Below are 23,424 nucleotides of genomic sequence, written 5' to 3' on the forward strand. Positions count from 1 at the left end.
GCTCTGCGTCAGGCAGAGTTGGTTCGATGTGGTGTGCCTTTATCGTACAGGCAGGGGTGGTATTACGCCCTGTGATTCCGCCGACAAGCTGTGCCTCTGCCTGCGAATAACTGGAAGTTCTGCCTCCAGAAGCCCCTGAACTGGGGTAAAGAGATGCAGATTCCATGGAAAATGGGCGTTCTTGAGCACTGCTCTAAAGGCTGAGGTCGCTGAAACCCCCGCGATGGTGGGGTCCAACCGCCGCTCGGCAGGGGAATCCGGTCAGCGTCCCGGCGTCCCGTTGCCCGTTCCCAGCCAGCCGGCCAGCTTTCCGCCCCGGGCCACCGCCCGCAGCCGCGCCTCCGCCGCGTCCCGCACCGGGTCGGTGGCCACCACCAGCAGCTCGTCCCCGCGCCGCAGCACCGTCGACGGCAGCGGTACGAAGCTCTTCCCCTCCCGGACCACCAGCGTCACCGAAGCGCCGGGCGGCAGCCGCAGCTCGCTCACCTCGACGCCGTGCATCCGGGAGGCCTCCGGGACGGCGAAGGACAGCAGGTGCCCGCGCAGCTTCTCCAGCGGGGCCGACTCGATCCCCAGGTCCGCGGCCGCCTCGTCGGCGCCGCCGAGGTTGAGCGTGCGCGCGAGCCAGGGCAGCGTCGGTCCCTGCACCAGCGTGTAGACGACGACCAGCACGAAGACGATGTTGAAGATGTGGTCGCTGCCCTCGACCCCGGTCACCATCGGGATGGTCGCCAGGATGATGGGGACGGCGCCGCGCAGGCCCGCCCACGCCATCAGGGTCTTCTCCGTCCAGGGCAGCCGGAACGGCACCAGGCTGACGAACACCGACAGCGGCCGCGCCACCATGGTCAGCACCAGCCCGATGATCACCGCGGGCCAGAAGTCCCCGGCCAGCTCGTGCGGGGTGACCAGCAGGCCGAGCAGGACGAACATGCCGATCTGGGCGATCCAGCCGAGCCCGTCCGCGAACCCGCGGGTCGCCGGCCAGTGCGGGAGCTTCGCGTTCCCGAGCACCATGGACGCGAGGTACACCGCGAGGAAGCCGGAGCCGTGCGCCATCGCGCCGGCCGCGTACGCGGTCACGGCGATGGCCATCACGGCGATCGGGTAGAGGCCCGAGGCGGGCAGGGCCACGTGCCGCAGGCCGTACGCCCCCACGAAGCCCACGGCCAGGCCGATCGCGATGCCGATCGCGAGCTCCAGCGCGATCTCGCCGATCAGGACGTACCAGGGGCTGATCGGGCCGACGGCGGAGAAGGCGACGACGAGGATGACGACGGGGGCGTCGTTGAAGCCGGACTCGGCCTCCAGCACCCCCGAGATCCGCGCGGGCAAAGGCACCCTGCGCAGGACCGAGAAGACGGCCGCGGCATCGGTCGAGGAGACGACCGCGCCGATCAGCAGCGACTGCCGCCAGTCCAGCCCGACCAGGTAGTGCGCGCCCACCGCCGTCACGCCCACGCTGATCCCCACGCCGACGAGCGACAGGGCCACCGCGGCCGGCAGCGCCGGCTCGATCTGCTTCCACTTGGTGCCCAGTCCGCCTTCGGCAAGGATCACGACCAGGGCCGCGTAACCGAAGACCTGCGTCAGCTCGGCATTGTTGAAGACGACGTTGCCTATTCCGTCCTGGCCTATCGCGATGCCTATGCCGAGGTAGATGAGCAGGCTGGGCAGGCCGCTGCGGGAGGAGATGCGCACCGCGGCGACGGCGACGAGCAGGACGAGCGAGCAGATCAGCAGGAGCTCGTTGAGCGTGTGGACGGTCAGTGGGCGGCCCTCCTCAACACGCCTGGCGGATCGTGCCCCCTGGCGGACGGATCGACGAGTGGTTCGTTACCTTACCTAATATTTGACGCTTCCTTTACGTGATAGTCACATTGTGAAACGCCGGTTCGCCCTTGTCCTGAGGACCTCGACCCCTGGCGGATCAACGGAAGCGGTCCTGCGCCTATGGTTGCTTCCAGTACTGCCAGGACCACCCTGCCCCTCTAAGGACAGCGATGCCCGCCAAAGAATCCGCCCCTTCCGTCAAGAAGAAGGGACGACGCGCCCGATTGCTCGTGCTCGTTCTGGTCCTGGCGCTCCTGTCGGGCTTCGGGTACGGAACGTACTGGAGCCTGGACACCGTCCGGGCCTCCTTCCCCCAGACCACCGGCTCCCTGAAGGTTCCCGGCCTGAAGGCGACCGTCGAGGTCAAGCGCGACGCCAACGGCATTCCCCAGCTGTACGCCGACAACGACGAGGACCTCTTCCGGGCCCAGGGCTTCGTCCACGCCCAGGACCGCTTCTGGGAGATGGACGTACGCCGCCACATGACCTCCGGTCGGCTCTCGGAGATGTTCGGCGCCGGCCAGGTCGAGACCGACGCGTTCCTGCGCACCCTCGGCTGGCGCCAGGTCGCCCAGGCGGAGTTCGATTCGAAGCTTTCGGCGGAGACCAAGAAGTACCTCCAGGCCTACGCCGACGGGGTCAACGCGTACATGAAGGGGAAGTCCGGCAAGGACCTCTCCGTCGAGCACGCCGCCCTCAAGATCAGCGACGACTACCGGCCCGAGGCGTGGACGCCGGTGGACTCGGTGGCCTGGCTCAAGGCGATGGCCTGGGACCTGCGCGGCAACATGCAGGACGAGATCGACCGCGCCCTGATGGCGAACAAGCTCACGCAGCAGCAGATCGACGAGCTCTACCCGCCGTACCCCTTCGACCGGAACAAGCCGGTCGTCGAGGGCGGCAAGATCGAGGGCGGCAAGTTCACGCCCCAGGGCACCTCCGGCTCCGACGGCGGCAAGGGCACGGGCTCCGCATCCGGCTCCGGCACCACCGGCTCCGGCACCGCGGGCACGGGCCCCGGCGCCGTGGGCGCCTCCACCGCCAACCAGGCCTCCACCGCCCCGCAGTCCGGCCTCGCGGGCAACGCCACCGCGCAGGGCGCGTCCGTGGGCCTGCGCACCTCGCTGACCTCCCTGGCCAAGACCCTGGACCAGATCCCGGCCATCCTCGGCCCCAACGGCAGCGGCATCGGCTCGAACTCGTGGGTCATCTCGGGCAAGTACACGACGACCGGCAAGCCGCTGCTCGCGAACGACCCGCACCTGTCCCCGCAGCTGCCCTCGGTCTGGTACCAGATGGGCCTGCACTGCCGCACCGTCTCGGCCCAGTGCCAGTACGACGTGGCCGGCTACACCTTCTCCGGCATGCCCGGCGTGGTCATCGGCCACAACACGGACATCGCCTGGGGCATGACCAACCTCGGCGCCGACGTCACCGACCTCTACCTGGAGCAGGTCCGGCCCGAGGGCTACGTATACGACAACAAGGTGGTCCCCTTCACGACCCGCGTGGAGGAGATCAAGGTCGCCGGCGGCGCCCCCAAGAAGATCACCATCCGCTCGACCAACAACGGCCCGCTGGTCTCCGACCGCAGCGACGAGCTCGGTACGGTCGGCAGCCGCGCCCCCGTGCCCCCCTCGGCCCCGGACCGCGGCGACGGCTACGCCGTGGCCCTGCGCTGGACCGCCCTGGACCCGGGCAAGTCGATGGACGCCGTCTTCAAGCTCAACCGGGCCAAGGACTTCGCGGGCTTCCGCGCCGCCGCCCGCGACTTCGAGGTCCCCTCGCAGAACCTGATCTACGCGGACGTCAAGGGCAACATCGGCTACCAGGCCCCGGGCCGCATCCCGCTCCGCGGCGCCGGCGACGGCCGCATGCCCGCCCCGGGCTGGGACCCGAAGTACGCCTGGAAGGGCGGCAAGGACGGCAACGCCGGCTACGTCCCGCAGGACGAGATGCCGTACGACTACAACCCGTCCCGCGGCTACATCGTCACCGCGAACCAGGCCGTCGTGGAGAACGGCACCGGCGCCGGCAAGTACCCGCACCTGCTGACCGGCGACTGGGGCTACGGCGCCCGCAGCCAGCGGATCAACGACCTCATCGAGGCGAAGATCAAGGACAGCGGCAAGGTCTCCAGCGACGACATGCGCGCCATGCAGATGGACAACAGCAGCGAGATCGCCGCACTGCTGACCCCGATCCTCGCCAAGATCGAGATGAGCGACCCGGACGTCCGCGCCGCGCAGAAGCTGCTGGACGGCTGGAACTACACCCAGGAGCCGGACTCGGCGGCGGCCGCCTACTTCAACGCGGTCTGGAGCAACATCCTCCGCCTGGCCTTCGGTGACAAGCTGCCCAAGGAGCTGCGCATCCAGGGCAGCTGCAGGAACGTCCGCGAGGAGACGAGCGGACCGGCCGACGACCTGGCCAAGACCGTCCGGGAATGCGGTGCCCGCGATGCCGACTCGGCCCAGCCCGACGGCGGCGACCGCTGGTTCGAGGTGGTCCGCCGCCTGATCAAGGACGAGAAGTCGGCCTGGTGGCAGTCGCCCGCCCTCCGCAACAAGCCGGCGACCACCACCCGTGACGAGCTCTTCGCGCGCGCCATGGTCGACGCCCGCTGGGAGCTGACCGCCAAGCTCGGCAAGGACCAGTCCACCTGGAGCTGGGGCCGCATGCACCAGCTGACGCTCAAGAACCAGACCATCGGCAAGGAGGGCCCGGAGTTCCTGCAGTTCGTGCTCAACCGCGGCCCGTGGAACCTGGGCGGCGGCGAGGCCACCGTCAACGCGACCGGCTGGAACGCGGCCGGCGGCTACGGGGTCACCTGGGTCCCGTCCATGCGGATGGTCGTGAACCTCGGCGACCTGGACAAGTCCCGGTGGATCAACCTCACCGGCGCCTCCGGGCACGCGTACCACGACAACTACACGGACCAGACCACGCTGTGGGCCAAGGGCGACCTGCTCGACTGGCCCTTCGGCAAGGAGGCCGTGGACAAGGCGACGGAGTACCGGCTCACGCTGAATCCGTGAAACGGACCACCCCCGACGGGGTGGCCACCGCCTGAACGGGGTGGTCGTGCGGTTCCTCCGGGACCCGCGCGACCACCTCTTCGTCGTAGAGGAGCACCACCAGCGCCGGATGCGCCCCGGCACGCTCCAGCCGCGCGAGCACCCGGTCGTACGAGCCCCCGCCGCGCCCGAGGCGCATCCCCCGCCCGTCGACCGCCAGCCCGGGCAGCAGGACCGTGTCCGCGCCGGTGACCGCCTCCGGCCCGAGGCGCGGGCCGTCGGGCTCCAACAGCGGCATCTTCCCGGCGTGGGCGGTCTCGGCGAGGGAGCCCGAGCCCTCGTAGACGGCCCAGTCGAGGTCGTTGTCGGGCAGCAGGACGGGCAGCAGCACCCGCTTTCCGGCGGCGCGCAGCGCGTCCAGCAGGTCGCGGGTCCCCGGTTCGCTGCCGACCGAGACGTACGCGGCCACCGTGCGGGCGCCGGCCAGCTCGGGCAGGGCCAGGGCGGAGCGGGACAGTGCGCGGGCCGAGGTGCGCAGGGAAGCGGGGGACAGGGCGCGGCGGGCGGCCAGCAGTTCGCGGCGCAGCAGCGTCTTGGCGGACGGCTGGGGCGGGTGGGCCGGGTGCGGCGGGGTCGTTACCACTGGTGACTCGCATTTCCTCTCAAAAAGGATCAAACGTTGATCTACTTACCGGTTTCCAAACGGGGGCCACGGCATCACCCACTATGGTTCTGCCCATGACTCAGTTGCACCCCGTGATCAAAAAGGCAGTCATCCCTGCCGCGGGCCTCGGCACCCGCTTCCTCCCGGCGACGAAGGCGACGCCCAAGGAAATGCTCCCGGTCGTGGACAAGCCGGCCATCCAGTACGTCGTCGAGGAGGCCGTCTCGGCCGGCCTGGACGACGTCCTCATGATCACAGGGCGTAACAAGCGGGCCCTGGAGGACCACTTCGACCGCAACTACGAGCTGGAGTCGGCGCTCGCCGCCAAGGGCGACGACGACCGCCTGAAGAAGGTCCAGGAGTCCAGCGACCTGGCCACCATGCACTACGTCCGCCAGGGCGACCCGCGCGGCCTCGGCCACGCCGTCCTGTGCGCCGAGCCGCACGTCGGCAACGAGCCCTTCGCCGTCCTCCTCGGCGACGACCTCATCGACCCCCGCGACCCGCTGCTGCGCCAGATGGCGGACGTGCACGCGCGGACGGGCGGCACCGTCATCGCCCTGATGGAGGTGGACCCGGCCAACGTCCACCTGTACGGCTGCGCCGCCGTCGAGCCCACGGACGACGACGACGTCGTCCGCATCACCGGCCTCGTCGAGAAGCCGGACCCCGAGGACGCGCCGAGCAACTACGCGGTCATCGGACGCTATGTCCTCAACCCCGCGATCTTCGACATACTGCGGGAGACCGAGCCGGGCCGCGGCGGGGAGATCCAGCTCACCGACGGCCTGCAGAAGCTGGCCGCCGACGAGACCGTGGGCGGCCCGGTGCACGGCGTGGTCTTCCGGGGCCGCCGCTACGACACCGGGGACCGCGGCGACTACCTGCGGGCCATCGTCCGCCTCGCGTGCGAGCGTGAGGACCTGGGCCCGGAGTTCCGCACCTGGCTTCGCCGTTACGTCACGGAGGAGATGTAGCACCTTGAGCAGCAGCCCTGAGGCATCACAGGCGTCGCAGGCAGCGGAGCCGGCGGAGACGGTGAAGACGGCGGAGGCGCCGCAGGACACCGGCGGCTCCTCCGAGCACCAGCGCCTGTGGTCGGTGGACGAGCACCTCGCGGACGTACTCGCCGCCGTCCGGCCGCTGGAGCCGATCGAACTCCAGCTGCTCGATGCCCAGGGCTGTCTCCTGGTCGAGGACGTCACCGTGCCCGTCGCCCTCCCGCCCTTCGACAACAGCTCGATGGACGGGTACGCGGTCCGCACGGCCGACGTCCAGGGCGCCCGCGAGGAGTTCCCCGCGGTCCTCACGGTCGTCGGGGACGTGGCGGCGGGCAGCGGCGAGCTGCCCACCGTCGGCCCCGGCCAGGCCGCCCGGATCATGACCGGGGCGCCGCTGCCCCCCGGTGCGGAGGCCGTCGTACCGGTCGAGTGGACCGACGGCGGCACGGGCGGCGGCGCGGCCGCCGGGATGGCCCCGGCCAGCGCGGCCCCCGAGGGCGCGGGCGGCGAGGTACGGGTGTACCGACCGGCGCAGTCGCGGGCGCACGTCCGCGCACGCGGCAGCGACGTCCAGGCCGGCGACCTCGCGCTCGCCGCGGGCACGGTCCTCGGCCCGTCGCAGATCGCCCTGCTGGCCGCCATCGGGCGCGCCACCGTACGGGTCCGGCCGCGTCCGCGCGTGGTCGTGCTGTCCACCGGCAGCGAGCTGGTCCAGCCGGGCGAGCCCCTGGTCGCGGGCGCCATCTACGACTCGAACAGCTTCGCGCTGGCCGCCGCCGCGCGGGACGCCGGGGCCATCGCCTACCGGGTCGGGGCCGTCGCCGACGACGCCGAGACCCTGAAGGCCGCCATCGAGGACCAGCTGGTCCGCGCCGACCTGCTGGTCACCACGGGAGGCGTCAGCGTCGGCGCGTACGACGTGGTCAAGGAGGCCCTGTCCTCGATCGGCACCGGCCCCGACGAGCCGGACGCCGGCCGGATGGACTTCCGCAAGCTGGCCATGCAGCCCGGCAAGCCGCAGGGCTTCGGCACCATCGGCCCCGACCACACCCCGCTGCTCGCCCTCCCCGGCAACCCGGTGTCCTCGTACGTCTCCTTCGAACTGTTCGTCCGGCCCGCGATCCGCGCGCTCATGGGCCTGCCGGACGTCAGCCGGCCGAGCGTCCGGGCCGCCCTGAAGACGGACGAGGCGCTCGGCTCCCCGGCCGGCCGCCGCCAGTTCCTGCGCGGCGCGTACGACGCGGACAGCGGCACCGTCAGCCCGGTCGGCGGATCCGGCTCGCACCTGATCGCCGCACTGGCCCACGCCGACGCGCTGGTGGTCGTACCGGAGGACGTCACCTCGGTGGAGCCGGGCACCGAGCTGGACGTGATCCCGCTCGGCTGAGCCGGCGACCGGCCGCGGGGCGCCCGGACCCGTTCCCCCGGCGCGCCCCCGTGTCGGCGGGTGCCGGTAGCGTGTTGCACCACACAGGCCCCCTCGGGGCCCGGGAGCGGGAGCGGTACGGACCCATGAACACGCAGAGCAGGCTGACGCACATCGACGAGGCCGGCGCGGCCCGGATGGTGGACGTCTCGGAGAAGGACGTCACGACGCGGACGGCGCGCGCCAGCGGGCGCGTGCTCGTCTCCCCGCAGGTGATCGAGCTGCTGCGCGGCGAGGGCGTACCCAAGGGCGACGCCCTCGCCACCGCGCGGATCGCCGGGATCATGGGCGCGAAGAAGACCCCCGACCTGATCCCGCTCTGCCATCCGCTGGCCGTCTCCGGGGTGAAGGTGGACCTGTCGGTCGCCGACGACGCCGTCGAGATCCTCGCCACCGTCAAGACGACCGACCGCACGGGCGTGGAGATGGAGGCGCTGACCGCCGTCGCCGTCGCCGGGCTCACCGTGATCGACATGGTCAAGGCCGTCGACAAGGGCGCCGTCATCACGGACGTCCGGGTGGAGGAGAAGACCGGCGGCAAGTCCGGCGACTGGACGCGCGGGTGACCGCCCCGCGCGGCGGCGACGCCTTCAGCCACGCCCACGCCCACGGCGGGGGCGGCGACCCGGCAGCCGGTGCGGACGTCGGCGCGGCGCCGGTCCCGCCCGCCACGGCTGGCGCCCGGCAGGCGCGCGGGCTCGTGGTGACCGCCTCCAACCGCGCCTCGGCCGGCGTGTACGCCGACAAGGGCGGACCGCTGCTCGCCGAGGGGCTGCTGGCGCTCGGCTTCACCGTGGACGGCCCGCGCGTCGTCCCGGACGGCGAGCCCGTCGAGCAGGCGCTCCGCGAGGGCGTGGCCGCCGGGTACGACGTCATCCTGACCACCGGCGGCACCGGCATCTCGCCGACCGACCGCACCCCGGACGTCACCGCGCGGGTGCTGGACTACGAGATCCCGGGCATCCCGGAGGCCATCCGGGCGGAGGGCCTGGCGAAGGTGCCGACCGCGGCCCTGTCGCGGGGGCGCGCGGGCGTGGCCGGCCGCACCCTGATCGTCAACCTGCCCGGCTCCACCGGAGGCGTCCGCGACGGCCTCGCGGTCCTGGCGCGGATCCTGCCGCACGCGGTGGACCAGATCCGGGGCGGCGACCACCCGGCACCGTCGGGGAGCCCGAGCTGAACGGACCCACCTGGCCGGTGGCGCTCACCGACGGCGACGTCACCCTCCGGCCGATAAGAATGCGGGACCAGAGCGCCTGGCGCGAGGTGAACCGGCGCAACAGGGAATGGCTCCGACCGTGGGAGGCCACGATTCCGCCGCCCGCGCCCTGGGGGCCGGTGGTCCAGCGCCCGACGTACCGGCAGATGGTCCGCCACCTGCGGGCGGAGGCGAACGCGGGGCGGATGCTGCCCTTCGTGATCGAGTACCAGGGCAGGCTGGTCGGCCAGCTGACGGTCGCCGGGATCACCTGGGGCTCCATGTGCGCGGGTCACATCGGCTATTGGGTGGACCGCGAGGTGGCGGGGCGGGGGGTGATGCCCACCGCCGTGGCGCTGGCGGTGGACCACTGCTTCGCCAGGGTCGGACTGCACCGGATCGAGGTGTGCATCCGGCCGGAGAACGGGCCCAGCCGGCGCGTGGTGGAGAAGCTGGGCTTTCGCGAGGAGGGGTTGCGGCCGCGTTACCTGCACATCGACGGCGCGTGGCGCGACCACCTGGTGTACGCGCTCACGGTGGAGGAGGTCCCCGAGGGGCTGGTGTCCCGCTGGCACCGCACACGGGACCGGGACCGAGGGCTGCCCGGGACGGGCGCGCCATAAACGGTTGGGGGCTCCGCCCCTCACGAATCCGAATATGCGTTCGAATTTCTGGGCCCGGTTTCTGATTCGTCCATATCCAGATCCGAAGAATCACAAAAAAAGTCGGTGATATCAGCCGGTTCGTGCGACACACCGGCCCAATTGGCGGATCCCCCAGGCCGTATCCCTCTACCGTGTGAGGTGTGAGCAGCAGCGGCCTCATCTACGCAGTCATTGTGGGGGCCTGGGCCGCCTACTTGGTGCCCATGTGGCTCCGGAGGCAGGACGAGCTGAACGAGGCCCGTCCGACGGAACGCTTCTCCACTGCCATCCGGCTGCTTTCCGGCCGGGCGGGAATGGAGCGCCGTTACGCCAAGGGGCTGCGTGAGCGTACCGACCAGGAGGCGGAGCCCCAGTACCTTGCGGATCCGGACGCCGCGACGGAAACGGTGAACGCCGTGGACGCCGACGCCCGGCCCGTCGGCATGCCCGCAACCAGGACGGAGCCGAGGTCGGCGATCGTGGAGCGGCAGGCCGTGGCGGAGCGACAGCGGCGCCAGCAGCGCCTCCAGGTCCTCGCCCGCCGCCGGCGCACCACCGCGCTCCTCTTCCTCGTCTTCACGCTGGGCGCCGTCGTCGCCGCGGTCGGCGGCGTCGCCTACCTGTGGGCCCCCGGCCTGCCGGCCGTCCTGCTCAGCGGGTACATCGCGTACCTGCGCGCCCAGGAACGACGGCGCTACGAGTTCACCATGGACCGTCGACGCGCGGAGGCGGCCGCCCGGCAGCTGCGCGAGAGCCGCACCGGCCGCCGCGAGGCCGTGGAGGTCCCGGGGGCGGACCCGGAGCCCGCACCGCCGGTCTCCCCGCAGGAGGCCGGACGGCGCGCCCTGGTCGAGCAGACCGACCACGCCGAGTGGGTGGACCAGCAGCGCGAGCGCGGCCCCGGCCGCGGCGACAGCTGGGAGCCGGTCCCCGTCCCCCTGCCCACCTACGTGACCGCCCCCGTCGCCCCCCGCGCCACCGGCCCGGCGGCCCCGGACGCCTGGAGCGCCTCCCGCTCCAGCGCGGCCGAGCCGACCGACCCGCGGCTGCGCGCCCAGCCCGGCCCCCCTGCCAAGCCGGACGCCGCCGCACCCCAGCAGGGTGCCCGCCCGCGCGGCCGCGACCGCGGCCGGACGCCGTTGTTCGACCAGTACGAGAGCGACGACCGCCCCCGCGCGGCCAACGAATGACCGCCGAGAGGCCGCTCCGGGGAACGGATTTTGGTGCAGCGACGCCGGGATGCTAATGTTTCACACGTCGCAAGGGCCTGTGGCGCAGTCTGGTAGCGCACCTCGTTCGCATCGAGGGGGTCTGGGGTTCAAATCCCCACAGGTCCACAAACGACAGTTCTCGGATAGCTACCGGGAATCGTCACGAGATCCCGTCCGGCCGAAAGGCCGGGCGGGATCTCGGCGTTTACGGCGGAGTTCCAGGCGGAACGACGGGCAGGTTTTCCCGTCCGTCCGTCGGAGGGGGCGGTGCAGAGGATCCCACCCGGTCGCCGGCCGGGCGGGATCCTGGAACGCGGCGGGCCGTCAGGCCAGCAGCTTGGCCATGCAGCGGCTGGAGTCGTAGTCGCGGTAGTAGCCGAACTTCTTCGTCATGGTGTAGCCGGAGGAGAGGTAGAGGGCGATGGCCTCCGGCTGCTTGTCGCCGGTCTCCAGGACCATGCGGGTGCGGCCGGCCGCACGGGCGTCGGCCTCCAGCTCCGCCAGGATCCGGCGGGCGAGGCCGAGGCCGCGGGCCCCGGGGACGACGTACATGCGCTTCAGTTCGGCGTCGCCGTCGCGGTAGCCCTCGTCGCTCTCGTCCTGGGTGCGCCAGCCGCCGGTGGCCAACGGCGTTCCCCCTGTGTCGTACGCCACGAGGTACAGGCCCTGGGGCGGGAGGAACATCGCCGGGTCGAGGAAGGTGGCGTCGCCCTCGCCGTCGTACCGCACCTGATATTCGAGCTGGACCTGGTCGTTGAGCCTGATCGCGTCCGGGTGGTCGTACGGCACGGCGCGCAGGTCTATCCCGTGAGACATCAGGACATCGTACGGAAGGGGCCGGCTATGGTGCTGGGATGCTCACCGTGACCTCCGTGAACGTGAACGGGATCCGCGCCGCCGCCAAGAAGGGCTTCTCGCCGTGGCTGGCCGGCTCCCAGGCCGACGTCGTCTGCCTGCAGGAGGTGCGGGCCGAGGAGGCGCAGATCCCGGACGAAGTACGGGAGCCCGAGGGCTGGCACACGGTCTTCGCGCCGGCCGCCGCCAAGGGGCGGGCCGGCGTCGCGGTGTACACGCGGCGGGAGCCCGAGCGGGTGCAGGTGGGCTTCGGGAGCGACGAGTTCGACGGCTCCGGGCGCTACCTGGAGGTCGACCTGCCCGGCGTGGTCGTCGCCAGCCTCTACCTGCCCTCCGGGGAGGCCGGGACCGAGAAGCAGGACGAGAAGTACCGGTTCATGGACGAGTTCCTGCCCTATCTGGCGGCCCTGAAGGAAAAGGCCGCGGCCGACGGTCGCGAGGTCGTCGTGTGCGGCGACTGGAACATCTGCCACCGGGAAGCGGACCTGAAGAACTGGCGGACCAACCGCAAGAGCGCCGGCTTCCTGCCGGAGGAGCGGGAGTGGCTCGGCAAGGTCTACTCCGAGGCCGGCTACGTGGACGTCGTACGGGAACTGCACCCCGACGCGGAGGGGCCGTACTCCTGGTGGTCCTACCGCGGGCGGGCCTTCGACAACGACTCCGGCTGGCGGATCGACCTCCAGGTCGCGACGCCGGGGCTGGCGGAGCGGGCCGTCAAGGCCTTCGTGGAGCGGGCCGAGACCCATCCGGAGCGGTGGTCCGACCACGCGCCGGTGACCGTCGTCTACGGGGCCGGTGTCTGAGGCGTCCGAGGCTGCTGAGGCCCCTCGGGGGCCACGGGGTCCCCGGGGGCCGCGGGCCGTGCCGCGGCCAGGAGGCGGTCCATGGCCATGGAGAGCTCGGCTTCGACCACGCTCTTGGCCAGCGGGCGCAGACGGGTGACCGCCTCGCCGTCCAGGTGCTCCGTGATCAGCCCGGCGAACAGGACGGCCAGGGCGTCCGCGTGCTCGCGGACCCGGCGACCGGTCTCCAGGACGGCGGCCAGCGGGACGCCCTCGCGCACCAGGGCCGAGGAGACGTCCAGCAGGCGGCGGCTGACGTGGACGATCTCGTCGCCGTCGGTGGCCAGGTAGCCGAGGTCGAGGGAGGCCGCCAGGTTCTCCGGGGTGACCTCCCCCTCGAAGTAGTCGGCCAGCGCCTCCGGGGTCAGGCGGACGGGCGTCTCCTCGGACCAGCCGATGCCGAGCAGCTCGCCGAGCTGGCCGACGTCGCGGCCGTTCTCGAAGGCGGCGGTGAGTTCGGCGATGCCGCCGAGGGTGTGGCCGCGTTCGAGGAGGGCGGTGATGGTGCGCAGCCGGGCCAGGTGGTGGTCGTCGTACCAGGCGATCCGGCCCTCGCGGCGCGGCGGCGGCAGGAGCTTGCGCTCGCGGTAGAAGCGCAGGGTGCGGACGGGGATGCCGGCCGCCTCGGCCAGCTCTTCCGTACGGTATTCGCGCACTGTCGTCCCCGCTTCCGTGTCTGCCACGGGCCGAAGCCTATGGCGTACCGGCAGTAACTTTCCGGGCGCGACCCCTACCCAGCGGTACGGAGCTGCTCTACCCTCCCGATTGTGCCAGTGATTGCTGGCAGTGTGCGCGATGGTGTGTTGTGGTGGCTGGGAGGCGGCATGGGCGGCACGGACAGGCGCGGGGGCGGGCACGAGAGCGGCGACCGCGGCCGGCGGCGCGAGCACGTCCGGGTGGCGGTGATCGGGTCCGGCTTCGGCGGGCTCGGCGCGGCCGTCCGGCTCCGCCGCGAGGGGATCACGGACTTCGTCGTACTCGAACGGGCCGACTCCGTCGGCGGGACCTGGCGGGACAACAGCTATCCGGGATGCGCCTGCGACGTGCCGTCCCACCTGTACTCGTTCTCCTTCGCGCCCAACCCCGACTGGCCGCGGACCTTCTCGGGCCAGCCCCACATCCGGGCGTACCTGGAGCACGTCGCCGACACCTTCGGACTGCGTCCGCACATCAGGCTGGACACCGAACTGCTCACGGCCCGCTGGGACGCCGACGAGCTGCGCTGGGAGCTCGAAACCTCCGCCGGCGCGCTCACCGCCGACGTCGTCGTCTCCGCGACCGGGCCGCTGTCCGACCCCAAGACGCCCGAGATCCCCGGACTCGCCGGGTTCCCCGGCGCCGTCTTCCACTCCGCGCGCTGGGACCACGGCTACGACCTGCGCGGCAAGCGGGTCGCCGTGGTCGGCACCGGCGCCTCCGCCATCCAGATCGTCCCGGCCATCGCGCCCGACGTGGAGCGGCTCACCCTCTTCCAACGCACCCCGCCGTGGGTACTGCCCCGCACCGACCGGGCCATCAGCTCCGTCGAACGCTGGCTGCACCGGCAGCTGCCGTTCACCCGGGCAGCGCGGCGCGGGCTGCTGTGGGGCATCCGGGAGCTCCAGGTCAGCGCCTTCACCAAGCGGCCGAACCAGCTCGGCCTGATCGAGTCCCTGGCCAAGGCCAACATGGCCCGCTCCATCAAGGACCCGGCGCTGCTCGCCGAGCTGACGCCCTCGTACCGGATCGGCTGCAAGCGGATCCTGCTCTCCAGCGACTACTACCCGGCGCTCGCCCGCCCCAACGTCGACCTGGTCGCCTCCGGGCTGAAGGAGGTCCGGGGCGGCGTCCTCGTCGCCGCCGACGGCACCGAGACCGAGGCCGACGCGATCGTCTTCGGTACGGGCTTCCACGTCACGGACATGCCGATCGCGGACCGGGTGGTGGGCGCGGAGGGCCGCACCCTCGCGGACCACTGGAAGGACGGGATGCAGGCGTTGCGCGGGGCGACCGCCGCAGGGTTCCCGAACTGGATGACGATCATCGGACCGAACACCGGGCTCGGGAACAGCTCGATGATCCTGATGATCGAGTCGCAGCTGAACTACATGGCCGACTACCTGCGCCAGCTCGACGTCCTCGGCGGACGGGTCGCCCTCGCGGCCCGGCCCTCAGCCGTGAACCGGTGGAACCGGCAGGTCCAGGCCCGGATGGAGCGGACCGTGTGGAACACCGGCGGCTGCACCAGCTGGTACCTGGACGCGCAGGGCCGCAACACCACCGTCTGGCCGGGCACCACGGGCGAGTTCCGCAGGCTGACGCGGACCGTGGACATGGGCGAGTACGAGGTCGTCCGCCTCCGGGAGCCCGGGCCCGGGCGGGTCCCGGTCCCGGCCGCCGCGCCCGCCGGCGAGACCGCCGCCCCGGCCGAGGGGGGCGCCGCGTGAGCCGCCTGATGCACGTCACCAGCGGGCGGTACGCGCCGCCCGCCGCCCGCCGCGAGCTGGTCGCCGTATCCGCCGACGGAGCGCGGCTGCACGTGGAGGAGCACGGCGAGCCGGACGCGCCGGCCGTCGTGCTCGCCCACGGCTGGACCTGCTCCACCGCCTTCTGGGCGGCCCAGATCCGCGACCTCTCGATCGACCACCGGGTCATCGCCTACGACCAGCGCGGTCACGGCCGCAGCCCCGCCGGTTCCGGCTACTCCACCACCGCCCTCGCCGACGACCTGGCCGCCGTGCTGCGGGCCGCCCTGGCCCCCGGCGAGCGGGCCGTCCTGGCCGGGCACTCCATGGGCGGCATGACGATCATGGCCGCCGCCGGGCGGCCCGAGCTGGCCGAGCACGCCGCCGCCGTCCTGCTGTGCAGCACCGGTAGCTCCCGGCTGGCCGACGAGGCACTCGTCGTGCCGCTGCGCCCCGGGCCCCTGCGGACCCGCCTGACCCGTGCGCTCCTGGGCTCCCGGGCGCCGCTCGGTCCGGTCACCCCGCCCGCCAAACGGGTGCTCAAGTACGCCACGATGGGCCCCGGTTCGGCGCCCGATCGGGTCGAAGCCTGCGCCCGGATCGTGCACGCCTGCCCCACCCCGGTCCGGCACGCCTGGTCGCAGGTCCTGGCCGGGCTGGACGTCGACGCGAACCTGGCCGCGCTCACCGTCCCCACCGCCGTCCTCGGCGGCACCGCCGACCGGCTGTCCCCGATCGTGCACGCCCGACGGATCGCCGCCGCGTTGCCGCACTGCGTGGGACTGACCGAGCTGACCGGGATGGGCCACATGACCCCGATCGAAGCCCCCGAGGCCGTCGCGGGCGCGGTGCGCGAGCTGACCGCCGCCCACCTCGGCACCGGTGCACCCGCGGCAGGCCCGGCCGCCACCGCCACCGAAACGGCCACCGCCACCGCCACTGACACCGGCACACCCACGAAGGAGAGGAAGCCGTGAGCGCGCACAGGAGTCTGGAAGGCCGGGTCGCCGTCGTCACCGGCGCCGCCCGCGGCGTCGGCGAGCTGCTCGCCCGCAAACTGTCCGCGCGCGGCGCGCGGATCGCCCTGGTGGGACTGGAACCGGAGGCCCTCAAGGAGGTCTGCGAGCGCCTGCCCACCGACAGCGACCACTGGCACGCCGACGTCACCGACCACGAGGCCATGGCCCGGGTGGCGCAGGAAGTCGGGCAGCGCTTCGGCAAGGTGGACGTCGTCGTCGCCAACGCGGGGGTGGCCGCGGGCGGGCCGTTCGCCGACTCCGACCCCGAGGCCTGGCGCCGGGTGGTCGAGGTCAACCTGATCGGCAGCGCCGTCACGGGCCGGGCCTTCCTCCCCGCACTCACCGAGAGCCGCGGCTACTTCCTCCAGATCGCCTCGCTCGCCGCGATCACCCCGGCGCCGATGATGTCCGCGTACTGCGCCTCCAAGTCCGGCGTCGAGGCCTTCGCCCACTGCCTGCGGGCCGAGGTCGCCCACAAGGGCGTCAAGGTCGGCGTCGGCTACCTGTCCTGGACCGACACCGACATGGTGCGCGGCGCCGACCGGGACGACGTCATGCGGGAGCTGCGGCAGCGCCTGCCGTGGCCGGCGAACCGCACCTACCCGCTGGGCCCGGCCGTGGACCGGATCGTCGCCGGGATCGAGCGGCGCTCGGCGCACGTGTACGCCCAGCGGTGGCTGCGCGGCACGCAGGGCGTACGGGGCTGGCTGCCCGGGATCATCGCGATCGGCGGGCTGCGGGACATGAAGCGGTTCGAGCCCCGGCTGGCGGGCGTCTCCAAGGGGCTCGTCGGGGCCGGTGGGGCCGCCGACGAGAGGGAGCGCACCCCCGGCACGCGCCGGGGGTGAACCGTGACGGCCCCTACCGCGGCGGCAGCTTCGGCCGCCGCAGGTCGGGGACGTCCTCGTAGCCCGGCGGCACCGCGGCCGGCTCCTGCTCCAGGAGTTCCAGCGCCAGGTGCACGGCGTCGTCGAGTTCCCCGTGGCGGCCCTCCGCCCAGTCCAGCGGGGTCCTCAGGACCTCGAAGTCCGGCTCCACGCCGTGGTTCTCCACCGACCAGCCGTACTCCGGGAACCAGGCGGCGTTCATGGGCACCGTGATGACCGTGCCGTCACCCAGGGTGTGCCGGCCGGTCATGCCGACGACGCCGCCCCAGGTGCGCTGTCCGACCACCGGGCCCAGGCCGAGCAGTTTGAAGGCCGCGGTGATCATGTCGCCGTCGGAGGAGGTCGCCTCGTCGGCCAGCGCCACGATCGGGCCGCGGGGGGCGTTGGAGGCGTAGCTCACCGGCTGGGCGTTGCGGGTGAGGTCCCAGCCCAGGATCGAGCGGGTGAGCTTCTCCACCACCAGTTCGCTGATGTGCCCGCCCGCGTTGCCGCGCACGTCCACGATCAGCGCGGGCCGGGACATCTCCATCCGGAGGTCCCGGTTGAACTGCGCCCAGCCCGAACCGCCCATGTCGGGGATGTGCAGGTAGCCGCACTTGCCGCCGCTGATCTCACGGACCACGGCGCGGCGCTTGGACACCCAGTGCTGGTAGCGCAGCGGCCGGTCGTCGATCAGCGGGACCACCGCCACGCGGCGGGCCGCGCCCTCGCCTTCCGCCGGGGCGAAGGTCAGCTCGACGGTGGTGCCGCCGGCCGCGGCCAGCAGCGGGTAGGGACCGGTGACCGGGTCGACGGGCCGCCCGTCGACGTGCGTGAGCAGGGCGCCCTCCCGGATGCCGGTGCCGGCCAGCGGGGAGCGGGCCTTGGAGTCGGAGGACTCGCCGGGCAGGATGCGCCGGACGGCCCAGCCCCCGTCGCGGGGCACGAGGTCGGCGCCGAGCAGCCCGATGGGCCGCTGGTAGTGCGGCGGGCCCTCGTTGCGGCGGGCGGGGGAGACGTACGCGTGCGAGGTGCCGAGCTCGCCGAGCACCTCGCGCAGCAGGTCCGCGAACTCGTCGGGGGACGCGACGCGTTCGACGAGCGGCCGGTACTGGCGCAGTACCCCGTCCCAGTCGATGCCGCACATCTCCGGCTCCCAGAAGTAGGCGCGGATCAGCCGTCCGGCCTCCTCGTAGGCCTGCCGCCACTCGGCCGCCGGGTCCGCCTCGTGGTGGACGCGCCGCAGGTCGAGGTAGACGGTGGAGTCGCCGTCGCCGGCCTCGGTGGCGGGGACGGCCCGCAGGTCGCCGTCGTCGTTGAGGACGAGCCGGGTGCCGTCGCCGCTGACCGCGAACCAGTCCAGTCCGGAGGCCAGTTCGGTCTTGCGGGCCTTGGTGATGTCGAAGTGCTCCAGGGTGGGCTTGCCGCTGGTGTCGGCCGGGTTGGCGAAGGTCTCGCCGAGCGCGCCCGAGATCGGCCAGCGCAGCCACACCAGTCCGCCGCCGTGCACCGGGTACAGGGCCGAGTACTTGGACGCCGTCACCGGGAACGGGGTGACGCGGCTCTCCAGGCCCTCCACCTCCACGGTCACCGAGCCGTCGCCCTCCTCGCCGGACTCCCCCTCCACCGGGTCGAGGCCGCCCGCCGCGGGCCGACCGTCGGGGGTGAACGCGAACGGCGAGGGGGTCGCCGAGGACAGCGGCACCAGGTACGGGCGGCAGCCCAGCGGGAAGGACAAGTCGCCGGTGTGCACGTCGTAGACCGGGTCGAAGCCGCGCCACGACAGGAAGGCCAGGTAGCGGCCGTCGCGGGTGAAGACCGGGTTCTCGTCCACGAAGCGGCCGCTGGTGACGTCCACGATGTGCCGCGCGCCGGGACCGAAGATGCGGGCCATCTTGATCTGCCGCAGCGCGTGCCCGACGCCCGGGTGCGACCAGGTCAGGAACGAGCCGTCCGGGGAGAACGCCAGGTCGGTGACGGGCCCGTTGATGGACCGGATGAGCTCGGTGACCTCGCCGGCCGACTCCTCCCTCGCGTCGACGAGCAGCAGCCGCCCGTCGTGGGAGGCGATCGCGAGCCGCTCCCCGGCGGGGTCGGCCACCATCTCCAGTACGCGGCCCAGCTGCCCGGAGGCCAGCCGGCGCGGTTCCCGGTCGCCGGAGGCTCGCGGCAGGTAGGCGATCTCGACGGCGTCCTCGCCCTCCGCGTCCGTCACGTACGCGACCTGTCCGCCCGTGCCGAGCATCTCGGGCTGCCGCACCCGTACGCCCGGGGTTTCGGCGATCGTCCGGGCGGGCCCGTCGCGGTGGGTGAGCCAGTACAGGCTGCCGCGGACGACGACGGCGCTGGCCCGGCCGGTGGTGTCGACGGACAGCGAGTCGACGTGGCTGCCGGCCGGCACCTGGTAGGTGCGCCGGCCCGCCCGCGGGCCGCCGAGGCGGACGTCGAGCCGGCGCGGGGCGGAGCCGGGGTCCAGCGAATCGACGAGCCAGATGTCCCCGGCGCACTGGTAGACGACGCGGGAGCCGTCGCTGGAGGCGTGCCGGGCGTAGAACTCCTCGTGGTCGGTGTGCCGGCGCAGGTCGGTGCCGTCGGGCAGGCAGGAGTACAGGTTGCCGATGCCCTCGTGGTCCGAGAGGAAGGCGATCCGGCCGGCGACGAACATCGGTGCGTCGAGGTGGCCGCCGAGGTCCTCCAGGAGCCGCTTGCCGTGCAGCCAGAGCCGTCCGGTGGCGCCGCCGCGGTAGCGCTTCCAGGAGGCGGGCTCGTGCGGGGGCTTGCCGGTCAGCAGTAGGGTGCGTCGCCCGCCGGGGCCCTCGCCGTCGTGCTCCTCCTCGTGCACGGCGATGTCCGAGACCGGGCCCCAGGGGAGCTTGCCGCCGGGGGAGCCGTCGGTGGGGAGGCGGTAGGCCCACGCGAAGTAGGAGAACGGCTGCCCGTGCGAGGACACGGCCAGGATGTCGCTGCGGCCGTCGTTGTCGGGCGGGGTCCAGCCGCAGACCCGGGTGTCGGTGGCGCCCCAGTACGTGAGCCGGCGGGCCGGGCCGCCTTCGACGGGGGCGAGGTGGATCTCCGGGTCGAGGCTGCGCCAGGTCGTGTAGGCGATGTGGCGGCCGTCCGGGGAGAAGCGGGGGTGGCCGATGCGGGTGCGGTCGACCGTGATCCGCCAGGCCCGGCCGGGGCTCTGGCCTTCGGGGACCAGCGGTGCGATCCACAGGTCGTCCTCTGCGGCGAAGCACAGCAGGTCGCCGTGGAGGTGCGGGAAGCGGAGGTACGCGAGGTCGTGGCTCACCCCACAATGCTTTCCGCGCCAGGGGGGCCCGGCAACTCGTACAGGTGATCCATGCCACGCCGAAAGCGAAACGGAACTGTTTCGTTTCGCTGGTGCCGGAGGTATCGTCGTACCCGTACGACGTGAAGTACGAAACGGTTTCGTTCGAAGGGAGGGCCGTGGTGTCCGACGAGGTCTCGTCGCGGCGCAGCCGCATCACCCCCGAACGGGAGGCCGAACTCCACGGAGCGGTCCTCGACCTCCTGCGCGAGGTCGGCTACGACGCGCTCACCATGGACGCGGTCGCCGCCCGCACCAAGTCCAGCAAGGCCACCCTCTACCGCCAGTGGGGGAGCAAGCCGGAGCTGGTCGCCCGGGCCCTGCGCTGCACGCAGCCGGTCTCCCTGGAGGAGCTCGACACCGGCAGCCTGCGCGGGGACTTCGCACTCATGGTCCAGCACTCCGACGACGCGCAGATGGCCAAGGACACCGCCCTGATCCGGGGCCTGGCCCATGCCGTCCACACGAGCCCGGAACTCCACCAGGCCCTGCGGGAGCTGCTGATCGACCCGGAGATCATCGGCCTCCGGGGGATGCTCCGACGGGCCGTCGACCGGGGTGAGATCGCCCCGGACTGTCCGGCCCTCGATTTCGTACCGCACATGCTCATCGGGGCCTTCATCGCGCTGCCCCTCATCGAGGACCGGTCCGTCGACCGGGAGTTCCTCGCCGAGTTCATCGACGCCGTGGTCTTCCCCGCCCTCGGCGTCTGAGTCACCCGCACACCGTTCCTGCTGCTCCTGACACGCCGCTCTCGTCGTCGGGCCGGCTCCCCACGCCCTGATCCGTACCGGATCCACCACGACCAGAACGGGAGACCGCCTCCGTGGCCACCTTCCTCTACCGTCTCGGCCGGGGCGCCTTCCGGCGCCGCGGCCTCGTCGCCCTCATATGGGTGGCGCTGCTGTTCGCCGCCGGTTTCGGCGCGGCGTCGGCCGGCGCGCCCACCTCCGGCTCGTTCTCCATGCCCGGCACGGAGGCCCAGAAGGCCTTCGACCTGCTCGACGAGAAGTTCCCGGGCATGGCCGCCGACGGCGCCTCCGCCCGGATCGTCATCAAGGCCCCGCAGGGTGCCAAGATCACCGACGAGGCGAACAAGGCCCAGGTCCAGAAGATCGTCTCCGGTCTCCAGGAGGGCCCGGGCAAGGCCCAGGTCGCCTCGGTCGCCGACCCCTTCCAGGTGCAGGCCGTCAGCCAGGACGCCTCCACCGCGTACGTCAGCGTGAAGTACACCGTCAGCGGCATGGAGCTGAAGGACGACACGCGCGACGCGCTCACGGAGTCCGGCGCGGCTGCCAAGGCCGCCGGGCTGACCGTCGAGATCGGCGGCGACGCCCTCATGACCGTCCCCGAGAGCGGCTCCGGCGAGGTCATCGGCATCGCGGTCGCCGCGGTCGTGCTCGTCATCACCTTCGGTTCGCTGATCGCGGCCGGACTGCCGCTGCTGACCGCGCTGATCGGCGTCGGCATCGGCGTCTCCACCGTCACCGCGCTCGCCAACGTGCTCGACCTCGGCTCCACCACCTCCACCCTCGCGATGATGATCGGCCTCGCCGTCGGCATCGACTACGCCCTCTTCATCGTCTCCCGCTACCGCGTGGAGCTCGCCGAGGGCCGCGAGCGGGACGAGGCCGCGGGCCGTGCCGTCGGCACCGCCGGCTCCGCCGTCGTCTTCGCCGGCCTGACCGTGGTCATCGCCCTCGTCGGCCTGGCCGTCGTCAACATCCCGATGCTGACCAAGATGGGCCTCGCCGCCGCCGGCACCGTGGTCATCGCCGTCCTCGTCGCCCTGACCCTGGTCCCGTCCATCCTGGCCTTCGCCGGCAAGAAGGTGCTGCCGGCGGGCAGGAGGAGCAAGCTGTTCGGCAAGGGCCGCCCGGCCGGCGCCGAGCCCAAGGCCAACGCCGGCACCCGGTGGGCCCGTTTCGTCCTGCGCCGCCCCGTGCTCGTCCTCCTCGTCGGCGTGATCGGCCTCGGCGCCATCGCTGTCCCGGCGGGCAAGCTGGAGATGGGCCTTCCCGACGACGGCGCCCAGCCGGTCTCCACCACCCAGCGCCGGGCGTACGACCTGCTCTCGGAGGGCTTCGGCCCCGGCTTCAACGGCCCGCTGCTGGTGGTCGTCGACGGCGACAAGAAGCTCGCCGACGGGACCGCGGACCGGATCAAGGGCCTGGAGGGCGTGGCCGTGGTCGTGCCGCCGACGCCCAACGAGGCCGGCGACGCCGCCGTGATCACCGTCATCCCGAAGGACCGCCCGTCCTCCTCGCAGACCGAGGCCCTCGTCCACGACATCCGCGAGGGCAGCGGGGACGACGTCCTCGTCACCGGCGCGACCGCGATGAACATCGACTTCTCGCAGAAGATGAACGACGCGCTGCTGCCCTACCTGGCGCTCGTCGTCGGCCTCGCCTTCCTGCTGCTGATGGTCGTCTTCCGCTCGATCCTGGTGCCGCTCAAGGCGGCCCTCGGCTTCCTGCTGTCGGTCGTCGCCGCCCTCGGCGCGGTCGTCGCCGTCTTCCAGTGGGGCTGGCTCGGCTCGCTCTTCGGGGTGGAGCAGACCGGCCCGATCATGAGCATGATGCCGATCTTCATGGTGGGCGTCGTCTTCGGCCTGGCCATGGACTACGAGGTCTTCCTCGTCACCCGGATGCGCGAGGCGTACGTCCACGGCGAGCGCCCGGGCCAGGCCGTCGTGACCGGTTTCCAGTACAGCGCCCGCGTGGTCGTCGCCGCCGCCGTGATCATGATCGCGGTGTTCGCCGGGTTCATCGGCGCCAGCGAGCAGATGGTGAAGATGATCGGATTCGGCCTGGCCGTCGCCGTCTTCTTCGACGCCTTCGTCGTCCGCATGGCCATCGTCCCGGCGGTGCTCGCCCTGCTCGGCCACAAGGCCTGGTGGCTGCCGCGCTGGCTGGACCGGCTGCTGCCGAACGTGGACGTGGAGGGCGAGAGCCTGCGCAAGCACCTGGAGGCCGCCGACTCCGCGGAGGGCCCGGACAAGGAGCGCTTGCTGGTCAAGGCCTGACCGCACGAAGGCCCGGCCCCGTCACCGGTCGGTCCCCCTGGGACCGGC

Annotated in this window: 18 protein-coding genes and 1 tRNA gene; 14 read left to right on the top strand and 5 right to left on the bottom strand. The window is 72.4% G+C overall.

Translation table 11 applies throughout. The features are described from left to right. Positions 1-261 precede the first annotated feature (261 nt). On the bottom strand, positions 262-1,743 hold the full coding sequence (locus ACFV7Q_RS18275) for a potassium/proton antiporter (protein WP_385429535.1): 1,482 nt from the start codon (positions 1,741-1,743) through the stop codon (positions 262-264). 260 nt (positions 1,744-2,003) lie between these two features. Here ACFV7Q_RS18275 and ACFV7Q_RS18280 point away from each other — a divergent pair, with 260 nt between their 5' ends. Next, complete coding sequence (locus ACFV7Q_RS18280) at positions 2,004-4,871, top strand: penicillin acylase family protein (RefSeq protein WP_385429506.1); 2,868 nt, start codon at positions 2,004-2,006, stop codon at positions 4,869-4,871. Here the strand turns inward: ACFV7Q_RS18280 and ACFV7Q_RS18285 are convergent. Then, the gene (locus ACFV7Q_RS18285; protein ID WP_385429507.1) at positions 4,855-5,493 is read right to left on the bottom strand and encodes a 5-formyltetrahydrofolate cyclo-ligase; all 639 of its coding nucleotides are present in this window, start codon (positions 5,491-5,493) and stop codon (positions 4,855-4,857) included. The two genes, ACFV7Q_RS18280 and ACFV7Q_RS18285, sit on opposite strands and share 17 nt — an antisense overlap. A gap of 95 nt (positions 5,494-5,588) precedes the next feature. Between ACFV7Q_RS18285 and galU the strand changes: the two genes are divergently transcribed. From galU to ACFV7Q_RS18320, 7 genes are all read left to right on the top strand, one after another. Beyond that, positions 5,589-6,491: a UTP--glucose-1-phosphate uridylyltransferase GalU gene (galU, locus tag ACFV7Q_RS18290; protein ID WP_385429508.1), complete on the top strand. Its 903-nt coding sequence runs from the start codon at positions 5,589-5,591 to the stop codon at positions 6,489-6,491. A 61-nt stretch (positions 6,492-6,552) separates the two neighbouring features. Next, the gene (gene glp / locus ACFV7Q_RS18295) at positions 6,553-7,902 is read left to right on the top strand and encodes a gephyrin-like molybdotransferase Glp (protein ID WP_385429537.1); all 1,350 of its coding nucleotides are present in this window, start codon (positions 6,553-6,555) and stop codon (positions 7,900-7,902) included. Between the two features lie 125 nt (positions 7,903-8,027). Then, on the top strand, positions 8,028-8,507 hold the full coding sequence (gene moaC / locus ACFV7Q_RS18300; RefSeq protein ID WP_385429510.1) for a cyclic pyranopterin monophosphate synthase MoaC: 480 nt from the start codon (positions 8,028-8,030) through the stop codon (positions 8,505-8,507). Between the two features lie 134 nt (positions 8,508-8,641). Beyond that, positions 8,642-9,121, top strand: a complete 480-nt coding sequence (locus tag ACFV7Q_RS18305) for a molybdenum cofactor biosynthesis protein B (protein WP_385429539.1) — start codon at positions 8,642-8,644, stop codon at positions 9,119-9,121. A gap of 17 nt (positions 9,122-9,138) precedes the next feature. Further along, entirely contained in the window at positions 9,139-9,762 is a 624-nt protein-coding gene (locus ACFV7Q_RS18310) for a GNAT family N-acetyltransferase (protein WP_385429512.1), read from the top strand. 182 nt (positions 9,763-9,944) lie between these two features. Then, positions 9,945-10,973 carry a hypothetical protein gene (locus tag ACFV7Q_RS18315; RefSeq protein ID WP_385429514.1) on the top strand — a complete coding sequence of 343 codons (1,029 nt, stop codon included), beginning with the start codon at positions 9,945-9,947 and terminating at the stop codon, positions 10,971-10,973. A gap of 73 nt (positions 10,974-11,046) precedes the next feature. Further along, positions 11,047-11,120 (top strand) — tRNA-Ala (locus tag ACFV7Q_RS18320). Positions 11,121-11,318: 198 nt separating this feature from the next. Here ACFV7Q_RS18320 and ACFV7Q_RS18325 read toward each other — a convergent pair. Further along, positions 11,319-11,810 (bottom strand): GNAT family N-acetyltransferase, encoded by a 492-nt coding sequence (locus ACFV7Q_RS18325; RefSeq protein ID WP_385429516.1) that lies wholly within the window; start codon positions 11,808-11,810, stop codon positions 11,319-11,321. Between the two features lie 38 nt (positions 11,811-11,848). Between ACFV7Q_RS18325 and ACFV7Q_RS18330 the strand changes: the two genes are divergently transcribed. Beyond that, positions 11,849-12,652, top strand: coding sequence for an exodeoxyribonuclease III (locus ACFV7Q_RS18330; protein WP_385429518.1), 804 nt, complete (start codon positions 11,849-11,851; stop codon positions 12,650-12,652). On the opposite strand, the gene ACFV7Q_RS18335 is transcribed toward ACFV7Q_RS18330, so the two are convergent. Further along, positions 12,634-13,374 carry a MerR family transcriptional regulator gene (locus ACFV7Q_RS18335; protein ID WP_385429520.1) on the bottom strand — a complete coding sequence of 247 codons (741 nt, stop codon included), beginning with the start codon at positions 13,372-13,374 and terminating at the stop codon, positions 12,634-12,636. The two genes, ACFV7Q_RS18330 and ACFV7Q_RS18335, sit on opposite strands and share 19 nt — an antisense overlap. Before the next feature lie 141 nt (positions 13,375-13,515). Between ACFV7Q_RS18335 and ACFV7Q_RS18340 the strand changes: the two genes are divergently transcribed. The 3 genes from ACFV7Q_RS18340 to ACFV7Q_RS18350 are packed head-to-tail and all read left to right on the top strand — an operon-like array spanning position 13,516 to position 17,002. Further along, positions 13,516-15,117 carry a flavin-containing monooxygenase gene (locus tag ACFV7Q_RS18340; RefSeq protein ID WP_385429521.1) on the top strand — a complete coding sequence of 534 codons (1,602 nt, stop codon included), beginning with the start codon at positions 13,516-13,518 and terminating at the stop codon, positions 15,115-15,117. Further along, positions 15,114-16,112, top strand: coding sequence for an alpha/beta fold hydrolase (locus ACFV7Q_RS18345; protein ID WP_385429523.1), 999 nt, complete (start codon positions 15,114-15,116; stop codon positions 16,110-16,112). Before ACFV7Q_RS18340 ends, ACFV7Q_RS18345 begins: the two co-directional genes overlap by 4 nt. After that, the gene (locus ACFV7Q_RS18350) at positions 16,109-17,002 is read left to right on the top strand and encodes an SDR family oxidoreductase (RefSeq protein WP_385429525.1); all 894 of its coding nucleotides are present in this window, start codon (positions 16,109-16,111) and stop codon (positions 17,000-17,002) included. The genes ACFV7Q_RS18345 and ACFV7Q_RS18350 overlap by 4 nt, the downstream gene beginning before the upstream one ends. Before the next feature lie 13 nt (positions 17,003-17,015). Here ACFV7Q_RS18350 and ACFV7Q_RS18355 read toward each other — a convergent pair whose 3' ends face one another. Further along, entirely contained in the window at positions 17,016-20,312 is a 3,297-nt protein-coding gene (locus ACFV7Q_RS18355) for a S41 family peptidase (protein WP_385429527.1), read from the bottom strand. A gap of 161 nt (positions 20,313-20,473) precedes the next feature. On the opposite strand from ACFV7Q_RS18355, the gene ACFV7Q_RS18360 reads away from it, so the two are divergent. Both ACFV7Q_RS18360 and ACFV7Q_RS18365 read left to right on the top strand, forming a co-directional pair. Further along, positions 20,474-21,064: a TetR/AcrR family transcriptional regulator gene (locus ACFV7Q_RS18360; protein ID WP_385429541.1), complete on the top strand. Its 591-nt coding sequence runs from the start codon at positions 20,474-20,476 to the stop codon at positions 21,062-21,064. Positions 21,065-21,177: 113 nt separating this feature from the next. Then, positions 21,178-23,376: an MMPL family transporter gene (locus tag ACFV7Q_RS18365; protein WP_385429529.1), complete on the top strand. Its 2,199-nt coding sequence runs from the start codon at positions 21,178-21,180 to the stop codon at positions 23,374-23,376. Positions 23,377-23,424: the final 48 nt, after the last annotated feature.

Source organism: Streptomyces sp. NPDC059851, from assembly GCF_042732005.1.
In the GTDB taxonomy this organism is placed as follows: domain Bacteria; phylum Actinomycetota; class Actinomycetes; order Streptomycetales; family Streptomycetaceae; genus Streptomyces.